The sequence below is a fragment of the Bradyrhizobium sp. genome (assembly GCF_050014615.1).
In the GTDB taxonomy this organism is placed as follows: Bacteria; Pseudomonadota; Alphaproteobacteria; order Rhizobiales; family Xanthobacteraceae; genus Bradyrhizobium.
In genome coordinates this window covers 1-16,222 of record NZ_JBEKCZ010000002.1, presented here as the reverse complement: position 1 = coordinate 16,222, position 16,222 = coordinate 1, and the positions used below count along the sequence as shown (strand labels likewise).

At 59.9% G+C, this 16,222-nt stretch carries 16 protein-coding genes; 9 read left to right on the top strand and 7 right to left on the bottom strand.

The features are described 5' to 3' along the window. Nucleotides 1–133 precede the first annotated feature (133 nt). Complete coding sequence (locus tag ABR948_RS00535) at nt 134–1,117, top strand: PQQ-dependent catabolism-associated beta-propeller protein (RefSeq protein ID WP_428113177.1); 984 nt, start codon at nt 134–136, stop codon at nt 1,115–1,117. Between the two features lie 78 nt (nt 1,118–1,195). Here ABR948_RS00535 and ABR948_RS00530 read toward each other — a convergent pair whose 3' ends face one another. Beyond that, nucleotides 1,196–1,402 (bottom strand): hypothetical protein, encoded by a 207-nt coding sequence (locus tag ABR948_RS00530; protein ID WP_428113174.1) that lies wholly within the window; start codon nt 1,400–1,402, stop codon nt 1,196–1,198. A 304-nt stretch (nt 1,403–1,706) separates the two neighbouring features. Between ABR948_RS00530 and fghA the strand changes: the two genes are divergently transcribed. After that, nucleotides 1,707–2,552, top strand: a complete 846-nt coding sequence (fghA, locus tag ABR948_RS00525) for an S-formylglutathione hydrolase (RefSeq protein ID WP_428113171.1) — start codon at nt 1,707–1,709, stop codon at nt 2,550–2,552. 102 nt (nt 2,553–2,654) lie between these two features. Next, nucleotides 2,655–2,996, top strand: coding sequence for a hypothetical protein (locus ABR948_RS00520; RefSeq protein ID WP_428113170.1), 342 nt, complete (start codon nt 2,655–2,657; stop codon nt 2,994–2,996). A gap of 11 nt (nt 2,997–3,007) precedes the next feature. Here ABR948_RS00520 and ABR948_RS00515 read toward each other — a convergent pair whose 3' ends face one another. Next, nucleotides 3,008–3,985: a DUF6662 family protein gene (locus tag ABR948_RS00515; RefSeq protein WP_428113167.1), complete on the bottom strand. Its 978-nt coding sequence runs from the start codon at nt 3,983–3,985 to the stop codon at nt 3,008–3,010. 131 nt (nt 3,986–4,116) lie between these two features. Here ABR948_RS00515 and ABR948_RS00510 point away from each other — a divergent pair, with 131 nt between their 5' ends. From ABR948_RS00510 to ABR948_RS00500, 3 genes are read left to right on the top strand one after another with little or no spacing between them, the layout of a single operon-like run. Beyond that, entirely contained in the window at nt 4,117–5,103 is a 987-nt protein-coding gene (locus ABR948_RS00510) for an ABC transporter substrate-binding protein (RefSeq protein ID WP_428113165.1), read from the top strand. Continuing rightward, nucleotides 5,100–5,837, top strand: a complete 738-nt coding sequence (locus ABR948_RS00505; RefSeq protein ID WP_428113162.1) for an ABC transporter permease — start codon at nt 5,100–5,102, stop codon at nt 5,835–5,837. The genes ABR948_RS00510 and ABR948_RS00505 overlap by 4 nt, the downstream gene beginning before the upstream one ends. Then, nucleotides 5,806–6,546: an ABC transporter ATP-binding protein gene (locus ABR948_RS00500; RefSeq protein ID WP_428113289.1), complete on the top strand. Its 741-nt coding sequence runs from the start codon at nt 5,806–5,808 to the stop codon at nt 6,544–6,546. The genes ABR948_RS00505 and ABR948_RS00500 overlap by 32 nt, the downstream gene beginning before the upstream one ends. Before the next feature lie 4 nt (nt 6,547–6,550). Here the strand turns inward: ABR948_RS00500 and ABR948_RS00495 are convergent, their stop codons facing one another. Further along, nucleotides 6,551–7,171 (bottom strand): response regulator, encoded by a 621-nt coding sequence (locus ABR948_RS00495; protein ID WP_428113287.1) that lies wholly within the window; start codon nt 7,169–7,171, stop codon nt 6,551–6,553. A gap of 242 nt (nt 7,172–7,413) precedes the next feature. On the opposite strand from ABR948_RS00495, the gene ABR948_RS00490 reads away from it, so the two are divergent. Both ABR948_RS00490 and ABR948_RS00485 read left to right on the top strand, forming a co-directional pair. Next, entirely contained in the window at nt 7,414–8,808 is a 1,395-nt protein-coding gene (locus ABR948_RS00490; RefSeq protein WP_428113285.1) for a histidine kinase, read from the top strand. A 116-nt stretch (nt 8,809–8,924) separates the two neighbouring features. Then, nucleotides 8,925–11,390: a TonB-dependent receptor gene (locus ABR948_RS00485; RefSeq protein ID WP_428113160.1), complete on the top strand. Its 2,466-nt coding sequence runs from the start codon at nt 8,925–8,927 to the stop codon at nt 11,388–11,390. 16 nt (nt 11,391–11,406) lie between these two features. Here ABR948_RS00485 and ABR948_RS00480 read toward each other — a convergent pair whose 3' ends face one another. After that, complete coding sequence (locus tag ABR948_RS00480; protein ID WP_428113159.1) at nt 11,407–12,252, bottom strand: ABC transporter permease; 846 nt, start codon at nt 12,250–12,252, stop codon at nt 11,407–11,409. After that, nucleotides 12,249–13,016, bottom strand: coding sequence for an ABC transporter ATP-binding protein (locus ABR948_RS00475; protein ID WP_428113156.1), 768 nt, complete (start codon nt 13,014–13,016; stop codon nt 12,249–12,251). The genes ABR948_RS00480 and ABR948_RS00475 overlap by 4 nt, the downstream gene beginning before the upstream one ends. A 271-nt stretch (nt 13,017–13,287) precedes the next feature. On the opposite strand from ABR948_RS00475, the gene ABR948_RS00470 reads away from it, so the two are divergent. Next, nucleotides 13,288–13,647, top strand: coding sequence for a hypothetical protein (locus ABR948_RS00470; RefSeq protein WP_428113154.1), 360 nt, complete (start codon nt 13,288–13,290; stop codon nt 13,645–13,647). A gap of 95 nt (nt 13,648–13,742) precedes the next feature. Here ABR948_RS00470 and ABR948_RS00465 read toward each other — a convergent pair whose 3' ends face one another. Together ABR948_RS00465 and ABR948_RS00460 are read right to left on the bottom strand one after the other, a co-directional pair. Continuing rightward, the gene (locus ABR948_RS00465; RefSeq protein ID WP_428113153.1) at nt 13,743–14,576 is read right to left on the bottom strand and encodes a quinoprotein dehydrogenase-associated SoxYZ-like carrier; all 834 of its coding nucleotides are present in this window, start codon (nt 14,574–14,576) and stop codon (nt 13,743–13,745) included. A gap of 106 nt (nt 14,577–14,682) precedes the next feature. Continuing rightward, nucleotides 14,683–15,657 (bottom strand): quinoprotein relay system zinc metallohydrolase 2, encoded by a 975-nt coding sequence (locus ABR948_RS00460; protein WP_428113150.1) that lies wholly within the window; start codon nt 15,655–15,657, stop codon nt 14,683–14,685. Nucleotides 15,658–16,222 lie beyond the last annotated feature (565 nt).

Sequence of the window (16,222 nt, the reverse complement as noted above, 5' to 3'; positions counted from 1 at the left end):
ACCGGCAGCTTCGCTGTGTTTTCCGTCGCATTTGCGCGTGCCGGTCAAGATACTCCATTGGCGATGGGGAGCAACGACATGCTAAATGCGGTCGTCTGTGAATTGTTGCCGTCCGATGTCGGGAGAATACCACATGTTCGATTTGCGATGGATTGCGGTGCCTGCCTTTACGTTTGCCTTGGCCGGGCTGTCAGTCGATCCCGCGCTCGCCTTTCTCGCCTACGTCTCCAACGAAAAAGGTAATACGGTTTCCGTCATCGACACCGACAAGATGGAGACGATCGCAACCATCAAGACCGGACAGCGGCCACGCGGCATCGAAGTCTCCCGTGACGGCAAACTGGTCTATGTCGCCCTCGGCGACGACGACAGCATACAGGTCATCGACACCAAGAGCCTGAGCGTGGTCGGCGAATTGCCTTCAGGTCCCGATCCCGAGCAATTCACGATCGATCCGGCGGGCAAGATCCTCTACGTCGCCAATGAAAATGACGCGATGGTGACGGTCATCGACCTCGAGAAGCGCGCATCGATCGGCGAGGTGTCGGTCGGCATCGAGCCTGAAGGCATGGCGGTCAGCCCGGATTCCAAGATCCTGGTGTGTTCGTCCGAAACAACCAGCATGGTCCATTTCATCGACACCGCAAGCCGCCAGATCGTCGGTAACCTGCTGGTCGGATCGCGTCCGCGCTTTTCCGCATTCAAGGCTGACGGATCGGAATTATGGGTCACCTCGGAAATCGGCGGCGACCTCGCGATCATCGATCCGGCGACACGCCAGCTCAAGCAAACGGTCAAGTTCGAAATTCCGGGCCTTCGATCCGAGGCCATTCAACCCGTCGGCATCAATATCACCCGCGACGGAAAGCTCGGCTTCATCGATCTCGGACCTGCCAATCGGGTGGCCGTCGTCGACGGCGTCACTCACACCATCTTGAAATATCTGCTGGTGGGTCAACGGGTCTGGCACGGCGCATTTACGCCGGACGAGAAATACCTGCTGGTCACAAATGGCGTTTCCAATGACATTTCGGTCATCGACGTCGCGCGCTTGCGGGTCATCAAATCGATTCAGGTCGGCGAATTGCCCTGGGGGATCGCCTTCGGTCCGAATTAAACCTCCACAACGCCAGGTGCGCTGCCCCAAAGCGGCGCAAACGCGCAGCGCTTGCCACACGCGCCCGGCGTGGCCAAATCAAATCTTTCGCTTCTTGCTGCCAGGATAGTCGCAGCTCCATTTCATGGCGCGCCAGGCAGGATGTTGACCAATCCATTCGGCGATATAGGGCTGCGCCGCCATCATGCATTGCCGGAGTGACCCTTCCCAGGCGAACTGAAGCTCCTTTTCCTCGCAATTGGCGGGATTGGCGATGGCACAGACCGTCAGGATGATTTCAATCAATCCGCCCTCCTCCATTCAAAGCGCTGCTTGATAATATTACGCCCAAATAATCCCGCCGTTTCAAAATTTCGACAAAGAACGCGCGGTTTGGCTCGCGGAACAGCGAAATGAGGCACGCGACGATGATGGCAGACATCCATGTGCCCGGCGTATCGATCCTGCACGGCGCCGCATCGGTTTTCTGCCGCATCGCAACGAAAGTAACTCCCGGTTCCAGTAACGCTCGCTTGACAAGGCCGCCCGAACGAAATGACCTATTCGACCTGTCCTCTTCGCGTCGTTGGGGCGCCGGAGCCATAGAATCATGACGCTCGAAACCGTTTCCTTGAACAGATCGCACGGTGGCGTGCAGGGTGTTTACAAGCACGCCAGCCGCGAAACCGGAACCGGCATGACCTTCGCGGTCTATGTCCCGCCGCATCAGGATGGCGCGAAGCTGCCGGTGGTCTGGTATCTTTCAGGCCTGACCTGCACGCATGCCAATGTCACCGAAAAAGGCGAATTTCGCAGAGCCTGCGCCGAATTGGGCTTGATCCTTGTGGCGCCGGATACCAGTCCGAGGGGCGAAGGCGTGCCTGGCGATGCCGCCGGCGCCTACGATTTCGGACTTGGCGCCGGCTTCTATGTCGATGCGACACAAGCGCCGTTCGCGCGCCACTACCGCATGTGGAGCTATGTGACCGAAGAACTGCCTGAACTGCTCGCCAAGGATTTTCCAGTCGATCGCGAACGGCAGTCGATCCTCGGTCACTCGATGGGCGGCCATGGCGCCCTTACCATCGCGCTACGTCATCCCGGCCGCTATCGTGCCGCCAGCGCCTTTTCGCCGATCGTTGCCCCGTCACAAGTGCCGTGGGGAATCAAGGCGTTGGGCGGATACCTCGGCGAGGCGCGCGATACGTGGCGCAAGCACGATACTGTCGCGCTGATCGAGGATGGCGCGCGGTTTTCCGATTTCCTGGTCGATGTCGGCGATGCCGATCAGTTCCTGACCGCCCAGCTTCGGCCTGAACTCTTGGAGCGCGCGTGTTCGCAGGCGAACATCCCCCTCGTGCTGCGGCGCCAGCCCGGCTATGACCACAGCTATTACTTCGTGTCGACGTTCATGGAAGATCATTTGCGCTGGCACGCCGCGCGTTTGCATCGGTGACCGGCGATCCGGCTGCTCAGCCGTGGTCGCTGGTTTCGTCCAGATCGATCCGCAACACGGGAAACAAAGGCTGACGCCGCAATATTCCGGGAGGAGCAAAAAATGGCCAGGGCAACGGCTCTGATAATCTTCATTTCGGCGTTGCTTCCGATGAGCGCGTTGGCAAAGGACACAAGGCTCTGGAACCTGACCGCCAACACCCTCACTTCGGTGCAACTTTCGCCCGCCGGCAAGAACGACTGGGGCCGGAATCAGGCCGACAACGATCGGGATCATACCGTCGATCATGACGAGCGCCTGAAAATTACCGATACGCCGCCTGGCATCTATGACGTCAAGTTTGTCGATAAAAGCGGACGGACCTGCGTGGTCCCGAACATCGAGGTCAGGGAAGGCCTGGTGTTTTCGATCGAGGAGAAGAGCCTGAAAAACTGCGCGAAATAGCTGGCTTGAACTCAGAAATTTACGCCGAACAGCAGACGCGCCTGCCGGCGCTCGAAATTGACGAGATCGAGCGAACCGACTGACGTCGTCGCCTCGCCCGCAACCTGGGCGCTCCAGGCAAACGCCATCCAGGCTTTTTCAGAGAGTTGCATATATACCGTCGGCCCGATGAAAAAGCCTTGTCCGGCGAGTGTTTGCAGACCGATCCCGTCATATGCGCGCAGATAGCGCGCTTCGCCACCGATGAAGATCCCGGATTTAATCTGCGCCATCACGGCAATCGCCACGCCCGCGGTTGATTGCTGTGACCACGTGCCGGTCCATTTCAAACGCGTGGTCTCGGGCTGGTAGAGCAGATTGAACGCCGCGACGACGCGATTGCGGATCGGTTCCCAGTCGGCGGCGGCAACAAAGTCAACGCTATATTGGCTGCCAGGTTGGCCGGTCACGTCGTCAGCCCGCCCCCAACGAGGCTCGGCGCCCACCGCAAAACCGAACGGCGCGGTCGCGCGATCCAGAAACTGGTAGCGGATATCGGCGGACAGGCCTCCGAATGCGGCATATTGCTGATCGGCCAATCCGGTAACGCCGGTAATGCCATAACCGAGGACCTCGGCGGTGATCTCGGTTCGAAGGTTGGCGATCGGCACCGATTCCGCCGACAAGGTGCCCGAGCCCGCATTGTACGTTCCGGTCTGTTTGCCAAATCGGCCGGTTAAGGAACCTTCTATCTCTTTTTCGCCGACTTCTCCGACATCGCTGCCGATGGTGAAGCCGAACAGATGCTCGGTATCGATTGTTGCAGTGCGGGCGCCGGTTGGGATGATCGCAAATGCCAGCAACAGGCCGAATGTTGCCGCCTGTCTTGTCGGCGCAACACAACGCCCCCATGCCTTGAACTCTGCCATGACCGCATATAGCCATAGTTCAGGCGACTTTCGTAGCACTTTGCGGCGCTGCATCTGGAACTGCTCGCCGCTTTGCGCCATCAAGCCCTCGAAGGAATTCCAGCTTGTAGCGTCAATTATTTCACGCAAGAATGACCGCGTTGGAGGCTACCCTCGAACCCGCGATCGATTGTGCTTTGCAGCAGATTTCCGATCGCCCGGAAACATCGTGAATGTTCAAAATTTTCCCGGCGCTTTGTCTGCTCGTCTGGGCAATTCCAACGCTGGCCGGCGAGACTTTGCGAATAGGCCTGCAAAAGACCGGCACGTTCGCCTGGCAGCTGGACGTGATCCGCCGTCACGACCTCGCCTCGATCGCCGGCCTGGATTTGCAGATCACCGAATACGCTTCGCCGGACGCCGGCAAACTCGCGCTTAACAGTGGTTCGGTCGATCTGGCCGTCGTTGATTGGCTTTGGGTCGCCCGTGCGCGGGCGCTCGGCGCCAAATTGCTGTTCTATCCCTATTCCAGCGCGGTCGGCTCCATCATGGTCAAGGCGGATTCGCCGTTACGAGGCCTTGGCGACCTCAAGGGCCGCGTTCTCGCCGTTGCCGGCGGCCCGCTCGATAAAGGCTGGCTTATTGTCCAGGCTGCCGCGATCCGCCAGGGAATTGACCTCAAACGCGAGGCGACGCTCCAGTACGGCGCGCCGCCGCTGATCTTTCAAAAATTGCAACAGGGTGAGGCCGAGGCAGGCCTCAATTACTGGAACTTCTGCGCCAGGCTGGAGGCCCAGGGCTATCGCCGCCTGCTTGACGTACGTGAGGCGGAAGTTGCCCTCGGGCTCGAGCAACCGATCGCGCTGATCGGTTACGCATTTTCGGAAGGCTTTGCGACAAGTCACAAAAGCACCATCGATCGCTTCATCGCGGTTGCGCAGAGCGCCAACGACATCATGCGCCGATCCGACGCGGAATGGGATGCGTTGCGGCCGCTGATGAATGCGGAAGATCAATCGACATTCCAGGCCTATCGCGACCAGACCCGGGAGGGTATGCCGCGGCGAACAATAGCGGCGGAACAGGCTGACGCGCGGGCGCTGTTCAAAACGCTTGCCGGCATCGGCGGCCCGGAACTTGTGGGCCCGCTGCAGGAACTCGATCCCGGCCTTTACTATCAAACGCCCTCGCAAACTCCTCCGCGGGAGACCGAGCGTTGACGAGGATTTATTCGCTCGCCATCCTGATTGCGGGCTGGGCGCTTGCAGCGGCGCTGGTTCAATCCCGCCTGCTGCCGGGTCCGCTGACTGTCGGCACGACCATGCTCGCTGACCTGCGTTCCGGCGAACTGCCGTTTCATATGGCCTGTACGCTTGGACGGGTGATCATCTCGTTTGCGATCGCGATGATCCTCGGCATCGTCGCGGGCTACGCGATGGGACGTTCGAAAACCGCCGATCGCTACGCTGATCCGTGGCTGACCGTGCTGCTTAACATGCCTGCGCTCGTAACCATCATTTTCGCCTATATCTGGATCGGCCTCAACGAGACCGCCGCGATTCTGGCCGTGGCCGTCAACAAACTCCCGAACGTGATTGTCATCATGCGCGAGGGCGCCCGTGCGCTCGATCCCGAACTTGACGAAATGGCCAGGGCATTCAAGTTCTCGCTGCTCACAAGAGTTCGCCACGTGACCATCCCGCAATTCGCTCCCTATCTGGCGGCCTGTTCGCGTTCCGGGCTCTCGATTGTCTGGAAGATCGTGCTGGTGGTCGAACTGATCGGACGTCCGAATGGCGTGGGTTTCGTGCTGGGTTCGGCTTTCTCGCTGTTCGACATGGCCCAGATACTGAGCTATGCGATCTGCTTCATCGTGCTTATGCTCGTGATCGAAGGCTATCTGGTACAACCGCTTGAACGACGTGCAAACCGCTGGCGACGCCGCCCCGCTTGAACTCTGCATCGAATCGAAGACCTATCTGTCGGCCGATGGCACGCCGGTTGAAGTCGTTCGCGGTCTGAAACTTCGGCTCGAAGCCGGCTCGTTCGGAGCGCTGATCGGTCCTTCCGGTTGCGGCAAGACCACGATTCTGAGGATCGCAGCCGGGCTCGATCCGGATTTCCGCGGTGAGATCCGCACACCCGGAGCCGGCCGTCTCGGGATCGTATTCCAGGAGCCTCGCCTGCTGCCCTGGCGCACCGTCGAGCAAAACATCCGGCTTGCACTGCCTGCCGGCGATAGCGCCGCCGACTTGACGGAACTGGTCGATATCCTCGGCCTCGGCTCGCATCTGGCACGGTATCCAGGCGAATTGTCGCTGGGGCTTGCACGACGCACGGCTATCGCCCGCGCCTTCGCGGGGCGGCCGGATTTTCTTCTGCTTGACGAGCCCTTTGTGTCGCTAGATCAGGCCATCGCCGACCGGCTGCGCGACGAACTCGTGGCGTTGACGACGCGGACCAGGGTAACGACGCTGTTCGTGACCCATGATCTGGACGAGGCGATCCAATTGTCGGATCGCCTGTTCTTGCTGTGCGACCGGCCGACCCGCATCATTGCCGAGAAATCACTGCCGCCGTCACGGGGAAAGCGCGACAAGGACATCGTCGCATCGATCGGTGATGAAATGCGGCGATTGGTATCGCAGATGGCAGCCGGTTAGGCTTTCAGACCAGGCGGCTCTCGATCGCAAAGCGCACTAATTCGGAAGACGAGCGCAAACCAAGCTTCTGGCGCATGCCGGAAGAGGTATTTGCGATCGTCTTGTAGGATGAATGCACCAGCCACGCGATTTCCGAGAGACTCTTGCCGGCACCCAGCAGGCGCAATATTTCGATCTCGCGCGCTGTCAGTTTCGCAAGACGGTTCTCGGCAAATCCCGGACCGGCAAAGGCGACGCTTTGAGCGATCGCAGGCGGCAGGAATACGCCGCCCTCGCCCACCTTGCGAATGGCTTCGACCAGATCGGCGGGATCGCCGGATTTTGAAACATAACCCTTGGCGCCCGCCTCGATGGCGCGCGCGGCAAATATCGGATCGTCATTCATGCTGAACATGATGATCCGTGCCGTCCCATCGCGCGCCAGAATTCTGCGGGCGAGCTCGAAGCCCGAGACTCCCGGCAGATTGATATCAACGATGCAAACGTCAGGTCGCTCGGCGACAAAGGCCTTCTCGCCGCTTTCCGCGTCCGGCGTCTCCAGAATTGTGACGTCCGGGGTGCCGGCCAGCAACGCACGACAGCCGGAAGCCACGATCGGATGATCGTCAACGATCAGGATGCGCATCGACATCGATCGGAAGATCCTGGATCGGAAGGCCTTCGCAAATCAGTTTGCAGCGCAACACGGCACGGACCAGCGGCGGCGCCGGACGCGATATACCACAGCGGCGTTTGATCTCTCGCTTGCTGCACCTTCGCACTATGTCCTTCCAGAAGAAGTGAGGTACCTTCAATTAGATAGCCGCTGTTTTCGGCTGTCAATGTCGGTGACCAAACAGCGCGCAGCTGCCGGAGCGGAACATGGCGATATGGCAGAGGCTGTCCTTGCGTGGACGGCTCAACACACTTTTGGCGCTCATCATGGTGCTCGGTCTGGTCATCAACATCGCCCGGCTCCTGCTGGATGCTGCGCCACGGGTGATGGCCGAGGATCAAAGCGTGATCCGGCTCGCGCGCGGCTTCGTCGAGACGTTGGTGTCAGGTCTCAGCGAGGCTCGCGATCCTGAAGCCAGGCTCGAACAAATCGTCGAAGGCCTGAAGCAACTGCGCCATGTCAGCATCACCCGCGACCCGGCCCCAGGCAGCGCATCTGCGGCAACCGCGCCACCGGACGTTTCAGGCGAACCGCAGCAGGTCCCCGAATGGTTTGTCGCCCTCATTTACCCGGAGAAAACGACTGTCAGCGTGCCCATCGGGGTGAACGGGCAATCGTTGGGATCGCTCGTCATTACTTCGCATCCGAACGACGAGATCGCCGAGATCTGGGACGGGATCGTCGATCAAATCGAGATCGGGTCAGCGATCGCCGTGGCGCTTTTCCTGATCACGATGACAGTCGTCAGTCGCGCGCTGGCGCCGATCGAAGGGCTCACGGATGCCATGACCGGCATCGAGGCAGGCCGCTATGATACCCGCGTCCGGCCCAGCGGCTCGCCCGAGCTGGCCACGATCTGCCGCAAACTGAACCATCTCGCGTCCGTGCTGGGGACGGCGGTCGAAGAGAAACGGCAGCTCGCCGAACGGGTGGTGTCGCTGCAGGATGTCGAGCGCAAGGAAATCGCGCGCGACCTGCATGACGAGTTTGGCCCCTATCTGTTTGCACTGCGCGCGCACACCTCCGCGCTGACGCGGTTGGCCGATACCCCCGAGCCGGATCTCGAGGCTTTGCGCAAGCATATCGGCGCGATGTCCGATCAGGTGAATGCCCTGCAGCAGTTCAATCGACGTGTCCTCGAGCGGCTGCGGCCCGCAGGACTTGCGGAACTCGGGCTGAGCGATGCGCTGGCGGCGTTGATGCGCCTGTGGCGCGAAACCCACCCCGGCGTCGTGATCGAAACCTCGATCTCGCCCTCACTCGGCGCACGCGGCGAAACCGCGGAACTGACGATCTACCGTATCATCCAGGAAGCCCTCACCAACGTCTTCCGCCACGCAGGCGCGACACACGTCGATGTCAGGGTCGAACCAGCGGCGTCCTTTGCCGCGGGAACCGCCGGAACGGAAGCGATCATGGTGCGCGTGCGCGACAATGGCGCGGGCCTGCCGGCCGACCATAAACAGGGTTTCGGCATGCTCGGCATGCACGAGCGGGTGCTGGCTTTGGGCGGCACCATGACCGTGGCATCGACAAATCAAGGAGTTACCGTGGAAGCCACGGTGCCCTGCGGCATCCAGCCGTCCCAATTGTTTCAACCCGCCTGAACCACGCCGACCGGGACTTTTTCCCGATTTCCCGACCTAAATTTCCCGACGTCCAGAGGTCGGCGATCCCCTAGCATTCCAGCCAACGAGACTCGGCGCAGTCCGAGCGGAATGGGATGAAGCAGATGGGCGTCCGGGTACTGCTTACAGTGCCGATATCGATATGGCTGTTGTCTGGGAATGCATATGCCCAAGACGCCACCCAACGCACGGCCCAAGCGACCGCCGAAAGCACGCCCAATGGCACTCAGGCGCTGCCGCCGATCGTGGTAACCGGAACCAAGCCAGGGGTTAAACCAGGCCGCGATCAAACGGCTTCCCGCACCGCTCGCGACCTGCCGAGAGTGCTGGTGTATCCGACGACACCGCTGGCCGGCTCCAGCATCGATCCCGACAAGGTGCCGGCGAGCGTTACCATCGTCGACGTGACCGCTATCGCGCGCACCCAGTCACTGAATATTACCGATGCCCTGGTGCAGAGCGTGCCGGGAATTATCGTCAACGAGGTCGCGGGCAATCCATTTCAACCCGATGTGGAATTTCGCGGCTTCGTCTCGTCTCCGGTGTCCGGCACCCCCCAGGGGCTCGCGGTTTACCAGAATGGCGTGCGCATCAACGAAGCCTTCGGCGACACCATGAATTGGGATTTGATCCCGACCGCGGCTATTCGGTCGGTCGGCGTTGTCACCAACAATCCCGCGTTCGGTCTCAATGCGTTGGGCGGCGCGCTCGACATCCAGATGAAGGACGGCTTCACCTATCACGGCGCCGAAATCAATACCATGGGCGGCTCTTACGGCCGCATTCAAAGCTCGGGACAATGGGGCAAGGAGGTCGATAATTTTGCGATCTACGGCGCGATTGAAGGGCTTCATGACGCCGGCTTTCGCGAATTTTCAACCTCGAATGTTCACCGCTTCTACGGCGACGTTGGCTACAAGACCGACACCGGCGAATTCCACATGAATATGGGTGCCGCGCAGAACACTTTCGGTGCGGCCGCGACCGTGCCAGCCGAACTGCTTCAGCAAAACTACAGCGCCGACTACACCACACCGCAAACTTCGGAAAATCGCGTTGGCTATGTCAATTTGACCGGAAAGGTCGAGGTGACGCCGACCTGGACTGTCGAAGGTATCGCCCATGTGCGGATTTTCGATCAGCAGACTCAGGACGGCAATCCGACCGGAGCTCAGGCCTGCGCGGCCCCCAATTCGACGCTGCTTTGTTTCGGCGACGGCGTCACGCCGGCAAACGGCCTGAATGGATTGCAGCTTTCCAATCCATTCCCTCTCGGTGCCACCCTCGGAGAAAACGATCGAACGACGACGCATTCGACGACGTCGGGTGCATCGTTGCAGGCGACCAATACCGATCAACTGTTCGGACACAACAATCATTTCGTGGTCGGAGGCAGCTTCGACCACAGCGTGACGAATTTCACGGCCACCGCCGAACTGGGCACCATCAATTCAAACTATGTCGTCAGCGGCAGCGGAATATTCCTCGGCCAATCCGGCAACCCGGTTTCGGACGGACCGGTCGGGCTGCATACCATCAACCAGTACACCGGAATTTATGCGCTCGACACCTTCGACGTCACCCATGCGTTCTCGATCACGGGCGGCGGCCGCTTCAATGTCGCCAACATCAGTCTGCAGGATCAGCTCGGCACCTCGCTGAACGGAAGTGACACCTACACCCGGTTCAATCCGACCATCGGCGGAACTTATAAAATCAACTCCGGCGTGACGGCCTATGCCGGCTATTCCGAGGCCAATCGCGCGCCGACCCCGCTGGAGCTCGGTTGCGCCAATCCCGCGCAACCCTGCATCCTCGCAACGTTCCTCGTCTCCGATCCGCCGCTACAGCAGGTGGTGTCCAAAACCGTGGAGGCGGGCCTGCGCGGCACGCACGAATTCGGCGCAGGCATCGGTACGCTTGGATGGAAGCTCGGCGCCTTCCGCACCACAAATTCGAACGACATCCTCTCGATCCCCGATCCAATCTTGCAGGGATTCGGCTATTTCCAGAACGTCGGCTCGACGCGCCGCCAGGGTGTGGAAGCCGAGGCCAACCTGAAGTCCGGCGTCTACGAATTCCATGCCAGCTATACCTTCATCGATGCGCGGTTCCTCGACGCCCTGATGCTCGGCTCCAACAGCCCGTTCGCCGATGCAAATGGAAATATCCAGGTGCAGCCGGGCGATCAGGTTCCGGCGGTCCCGCGCCATCGCGTCAAGCTGGGCTTCGACTACAACATCACCGATGCTTTCAAGGTCGGCGGCGACCTGCTCTATGTCAGCAGCCAGTATTTCGTGGGCGACGCATCCAATCAGGCGCCGCAATTGCCAGCCTATACGACGGTCAACCTGCACGCGTCCTATCAGATCGACAAGACGTACCAGATCTACGCGCGTGCGGATAATATCTTCAACAGTCTCTATTCAACTTACGGAACATTCTTCGATACCGGCGCCGTTCCCAATTTCGCCAATGGCGGTGCGCCGTTTACCGATCCGCGTTCGCTCAGTCCGGTGCGGCCTCGCGCGCTTTATGCCGGCCTGAAGGCCACGTTCTGAAGCAGGCGAAATCGCTTCAGCCGGCCGCGGTATTACGGCGGGCCAGAAAGCCGCGGGCCGGATCGTAGGCCAGGATCGCACCGAACAAGAATACCGCCGTGCAACCGGCCACGACGGCCAGCGAAACCCACGCCACCTGCTCATACAGCGCAAAGCGGATCAGTTCGGTCGCATGCGTAAAGGGATTGAGCTCACACACATAGTACAACAGCGGACTCGATTCCTTGACACGCCACAGCGGATAGAGCGCCGACGACGCAAAGAACATCGGAAAGATCACGAAATTCATCACGCCGGCAAAGTTCTCGAGTTGCTTGATCAGCGACGAAATCAGCATTCCCAGCGCGCCCAGCATGAACCCACTGAGCAGCAGCGCCGGCAACAGCGCCAGATAGCCGAGTGGCGGGGCCTCGATTTCCCAGAACCAGGCGATCAGCAGGAAGGCATAGGCCTGCAGAACGGAGACCAGCGTGCCCGCCAGCAGCTTCGACGTCAGCAGCCACCAGCGCGGGAACGGGCTGACGAGCAGCGTACGCATGCCGCCGGTCTCGCGGTCATAGACCATCGTGAGCGACGATTGCATGCCATTGAAAAGCTGGATCATCGCGATCAGCCCGGGCGCGATGTAGACCTCGTAGAGGACATAGGTCTCGTATGGCGGAATGATCGAGAGACCGAGCACCTGGCGAAATCCGGCGGCAAAAATGAAAAGCCAGACCAGCGGGCGCACCAGCGCGGAGACGAACCGTTCGCGCTGATGAATAAAGCGCAACGCTTCGCGCCAGACGATGCCCTTGAAGCAGATAAAATACTGCGCCAGCGTGAAGCTGTGTCTGTCAGTTGCTTGTGCGGCGACCGTCATCCGGCGGATTCCAGTTCACCCTGATCGGCCGTTCCGGTCAGACGGTTGAACGCATCGCGCAGATCGGTGCCGCCGGACTTGCCGACGACCTCGCCGATCGCACCACCGGCCAGCACCTTGCCTTTGTGCAGTATCACGACGTCGTCGCCCGCGCCGGCTTCGTCGATGAGATGCGTCGCCCAGAGCACGCCGATGCCCTCCACCTTCGATAGCCGGCGAACATGATCGAGAATGTCGGCGCGAGCCTTGATGTCGAGACCGACCGTCGGTTCGTCCAGCAACAGCAGGCGGGGCTGGTGCAGCAACGCGCGGGCAATCTCGATGCGGCGCATCTGGCCGATCGAGAGATTTCCGACGCGGTCCAGGCTACGGTCCGTCATGGCCACGCGGTCGAGGACCTGCGCGATCAGCTCGCTGGCTCGCTTGCTGCCGATACCATGCAGCGCAGCGTGATACAGCAGGTTCTGCCGCACCGATATGTCGATATCGAGCGCGCGGGACTGAAACACGACACCGAGCTTGCTCAGGGCCGCCCCCGGCTCGCTCGCCACATCGTGCCCGAAAATGCGGATTTGTCCCGATCGGATCGCATAGAGACGGGTGATCAGCGAAAACAGCGTCGACTTGCCGGCCCCGTTCAATCCCAGCAGCACGGTAAAGGACGATTGGCGGACCGTCAGGCTCACATCGTTCAACGCGACCCGCGCACCGTAGCGATGGCTGACGCGGCTGACATCGAGGGCGGGGACCTGAGCTAATTCCACGCGCAGACTTTCAGGTTCATGAACGCGATTTAGCCTACCACGTTGCGTGCAGCAAGCTTCAGCCGCACAAGCTTGACCCGGATTACCTATCCTGACAGAACTATTTAAAATTGGCCACGCAATGCAGCCACGCTGCTCGCCTGTGTTGCAGCGCATCGTGGCGTCGCAACTCGGCGCCGACGGCAAAAAGTCCTGATCGGCGCCGCCGATTTGACGCAGGCTGGACCAGGCCTTCGCTCTTGCGTGCAGGACACCTGAGAGAGGCGTTGAGATGATCGGCTTTCGCACCTTCGGATCAGGCGCAGTTTTCGCGGTCTTGATTTTCGCCGCGGCACCCTCTGCCCGCGCCGATGATCTCAACGATTATCCGACGGCGGCGCGCGCGGACTACGTCTTTGGTTGCATGAAGGCCAACGGCGAAACGCAGGAAATCCTGCAAAAATGTTCCTGCTCGATCGACGTGATTGCGTCGCTGATCCCTTATGACCGGTATGTGACGACCGAAACCATCCTGTCGATGTCCCAGGTCACGGGACCGGTTGGTTCCGAGTTCCGATCGACCGAAACGGCGAAGCTGGCATTGCAGGAATTCCGGCGGGCGCAAGCGGAAGCGGAAGTTCGCTGCTTTTGAACCAAGCCTTTTTTCTAAGCTAAGCCTGCTTTTTCTAAGTTAAGCCTCTTTACAGGTTAAGCCTTTTTCCAATCAAGCCTTGGGCATCGGCAGCGCTATAACACCGATTTTTCGAGTGACCATTCGTCCCTGAACAGTTTCCTGGTCGTATCCATGGCTTCGGCGCGAAACTTGTCGGCACCGTTGGGCTTGAAGTTGAAGCGGATGTTCGGGTCTTCCGAAATTGCGATGCCGCCTTCCATCTCCACCAGCAGATTGTCACCCTGCCAGATCTTGAGATTCTCGATAAAGAACGGTGGTATATAGAGCCGTGTCAGCTGATCCATCTGCAGGCCCGAATTTTGCGGATGACGCATCATGAGCTGGGCTTCCGGCGGCGCGCCCGACTCCGGCCTGAACGTGCGGAATTTCATCTGCCCGAGCATCGACGTGGTGGCATCGCCGTTCGAAGAAGCCGGCGCGGAGCATCCGCCGGACGCTTTCACGAATGTCTTGACGCCGTAGAGTTTGCCATCGCTGAGTTCGGCCACCAGCCGTACATAGGAATAGGAATTAACGCGGACGCGCGTCGAAATCGAGGTCACGCCGGAACGCGGGCCGATCGTGAACGTTCCTGCGACCGGCGCGGGATTTTCGTCGATGACAAGCGTCAGCGATTGCAGCGTACGCTTGTCGTCGCCGGCAAAGTTGACGCGCATGCCGATCGGCACGACGGCGGCATCCTCGGCACGCCGTGGCGCATCGAGGATCACCAGCCCGGAGCCATCGAGAATGGGGCGACCTTTGAAGATGTCGTCCTTGATGCTGTTCCAGGTCTCTTCAGAGGGCTGATCCTGGCCGGCGGTAGCCTGAGCTCGCACCGCCGTCGGCACCGCAACAAAAACCGCCGCCATCAGCGCGGCGGCGATCACTCTGGAGAAGGTCGACATGGCCGAGTTCCACTTCCAAAATGAAACAGCGTCAACGTAAATTATACGAAAAGCCGACAGGCAGCAAGCTGCGCCGCGCCTGGCGCAACCCGGCTTGCGAAGGGCCTCATTCCCATTCGAGTTCGCTGAACGCAGCAATGACGTTGCGCGAGCCATACTCGTCGAATAATTTCCACCGCGACTGTTCGCTTCGCCCGGCTTCCCTGGCAGCCTGGGAGAGCGGGACCCCCTTGGCAATGAGCGCGCGCAGCTCGCTGACCAGGCCATTGAAATAGCGGCGCTCGTCCTCAACAGCGCCTCGCCAATCGCTGACAACAGGTCCATGTCCGGGGACAACGCGCTCGGCGGGAATACGCAGCAACTCCTCGGAGTCAGCGAGAAAGCCGCGAATGCTGCCGTCAAGGACCGGCACATGCGCCACGAAAAGCAGATCGCCGGCAAACAGGGTCGAAGTTGCGCTATCGAACACGGTCAAATCATTGTCGGTATGCCCGGCCTGCCATGCCTTCAAAATCAGCTTGCGCCCGCCGAGATCGATTGGCATTTCGTCGTCGACGAGCAGCGTGGGCTGAACAATCCTCACTTCGTCGATGAGCGCGTCACCGAGCGGGATTCGGAACGCCTTCAGGTAAAAGTCGCCCCGCGCCGTCATCGCGCGCGGCAGGTTCCTGTGCCCCACGAAGATGGTTTCGTCCCGGACGAACGCGGCGTTACCAAAAATGTGATCCGGATGAACATGCGTGTTGATGACATAGCGCACCGGCTTTGGCGTCACCGCGCGGATCGCGGCGAGCAGGCGCGTCCCTTCTCGAACGCTGCCACCGGAATCGATTACCGCCACCGCATTCTCGCCAACCACAAAACCCAAATTGGCGGTATCGCCCTGATTGGCTTCATTCATCATAGCGATATCGCCGATGTGAACGTAGATGCCGGGCGCGACTTCGGAGATCCGTAGCGGTTCGAGCGTTTCTTGTTCGCGCGCCCCGCTCTCGCGCAGAGCCGGGCTCCAAACGAGCAGCGCAAGAATAATACTAAAGGCTATGCCGACAGGGCGCGCTGTTATCGCAGGCGGTTCCAATCGCAGGCTCCTCTTTGTTCAACAGGAATCATAACGGTTCCCATTTACATTGCAGTGCAAGAGACGATCAAATCGGTCGTCGGACGGTCGCAAATCATAACTTGCTTCCGCGCAAGGAGTTACCTAAGCTTTGCTCTCTTCTGACTTCGTCAGCAGCGGTGAACGGGGAAAGCCGTTGTTGTTTCGATGACTTAGGTGGGCATTGCTTGCCGCACTCTAAATTCACAGGCCGTGATGCGACCCACAGGCTGTGACATGGTATCGGAAAACATTCATCCAAAAAGAGGGCGAAGACGTCCCGTGGAGAATACGTAGTCCAAGGAGCGTCCGCGACCCTCCAGGCGAAGCCCCTGGGAGAAGGCGTGTGAGAAAAATATAGTCGTTCGCGCAAACGCACTTCTCTCTTAGGCAAGTTTCCTATTTCCGATCGGAGTAGGACTAGCGATGAACACAACTGAAAAGTGGACCGTTTTGACGGAACCGCTTCGTTCACAAATGGGAGGATTCACTATGCGCAAGGTGCTACTCGCGACCGGTGTCAGCCTGCTGGCTTTGCATGGATCGG

Excerpts from the sequence above, each read along its gene's own strand:
- ABR948_RS00510 (WP_428113165.1), top strand. The coding sequence starts at position 4,117 with ATGTTCAAAATTTTCCCGGCGCTTTGTCTGCTCGTCTGGGCAATTCCA.
- ABR948_RS00535 (WP_428113177.1), top strand. The coding sequence starts at position 134 with ATGTTCGATTTGCGATGGATTGCGGTGCCTGCCTTTACGTTTGCCTTG.
- ABR948_RS00495 (WP_428113287.1), bottom strand. The coding sequence starts at position 7,171 with ATGCGCATCCTGATCGTTGACGATCATCCGATCGTGGCTTCCGGCTGT.
- ABR948_RS00520 (WP_428113170.1), top strand. The coding sequence starts at position 2,655 with ATGGCCAGGGCAACGGCTCTGATAATCTTCATTTCGGCGTTGCTTCCG.
- fghA (WP_428113171.1), top strand. The coding sequence starts at position 1,707 with ATGACGCTCGAAACCGTTTCCTTGAACAGATCGCACGGTGGCGTGCAG.
- ABR948_RS00485 (WP_428113160.1), top strand. The coding sequence starts at position 8,925 with ATGAAGCAGATGGGCGTCCGGGTACTGCTTACAGTGCCGATATCGATA.
- ABR948_RS00515 (WP_428113167.1), bottom strand. The coding sequence starts at position 3,985 with ATGGCGCAAAGCGGCGAGCAGTTCCAGATGCAGCGCCGCAAAGTGCTA.
- ABR948_RS00465 (WP_428113153.1), bottom strand. The coding sequence starts at position 14,576 with ATGTCGACCTTCTCCAGAGTGATCGCCGCCGCGCTGATGGCGGCGGTT.
- ABR948_RS00480 (WP_428113159.1), bottom strand. The coding sequence starts at position 12,252 with ATGACGGTCGCCGCACAAGCAACTGACAGACACAGCTTCACGCTGGCG.
- ABR948_RS00470 (WP_428113154.1), top strand. The coding sequence starts at position 13,288 with ATGATCGGCTTTCGCACCTTCGGATCAGGCGCAGTTTTCGCGGTCTTG.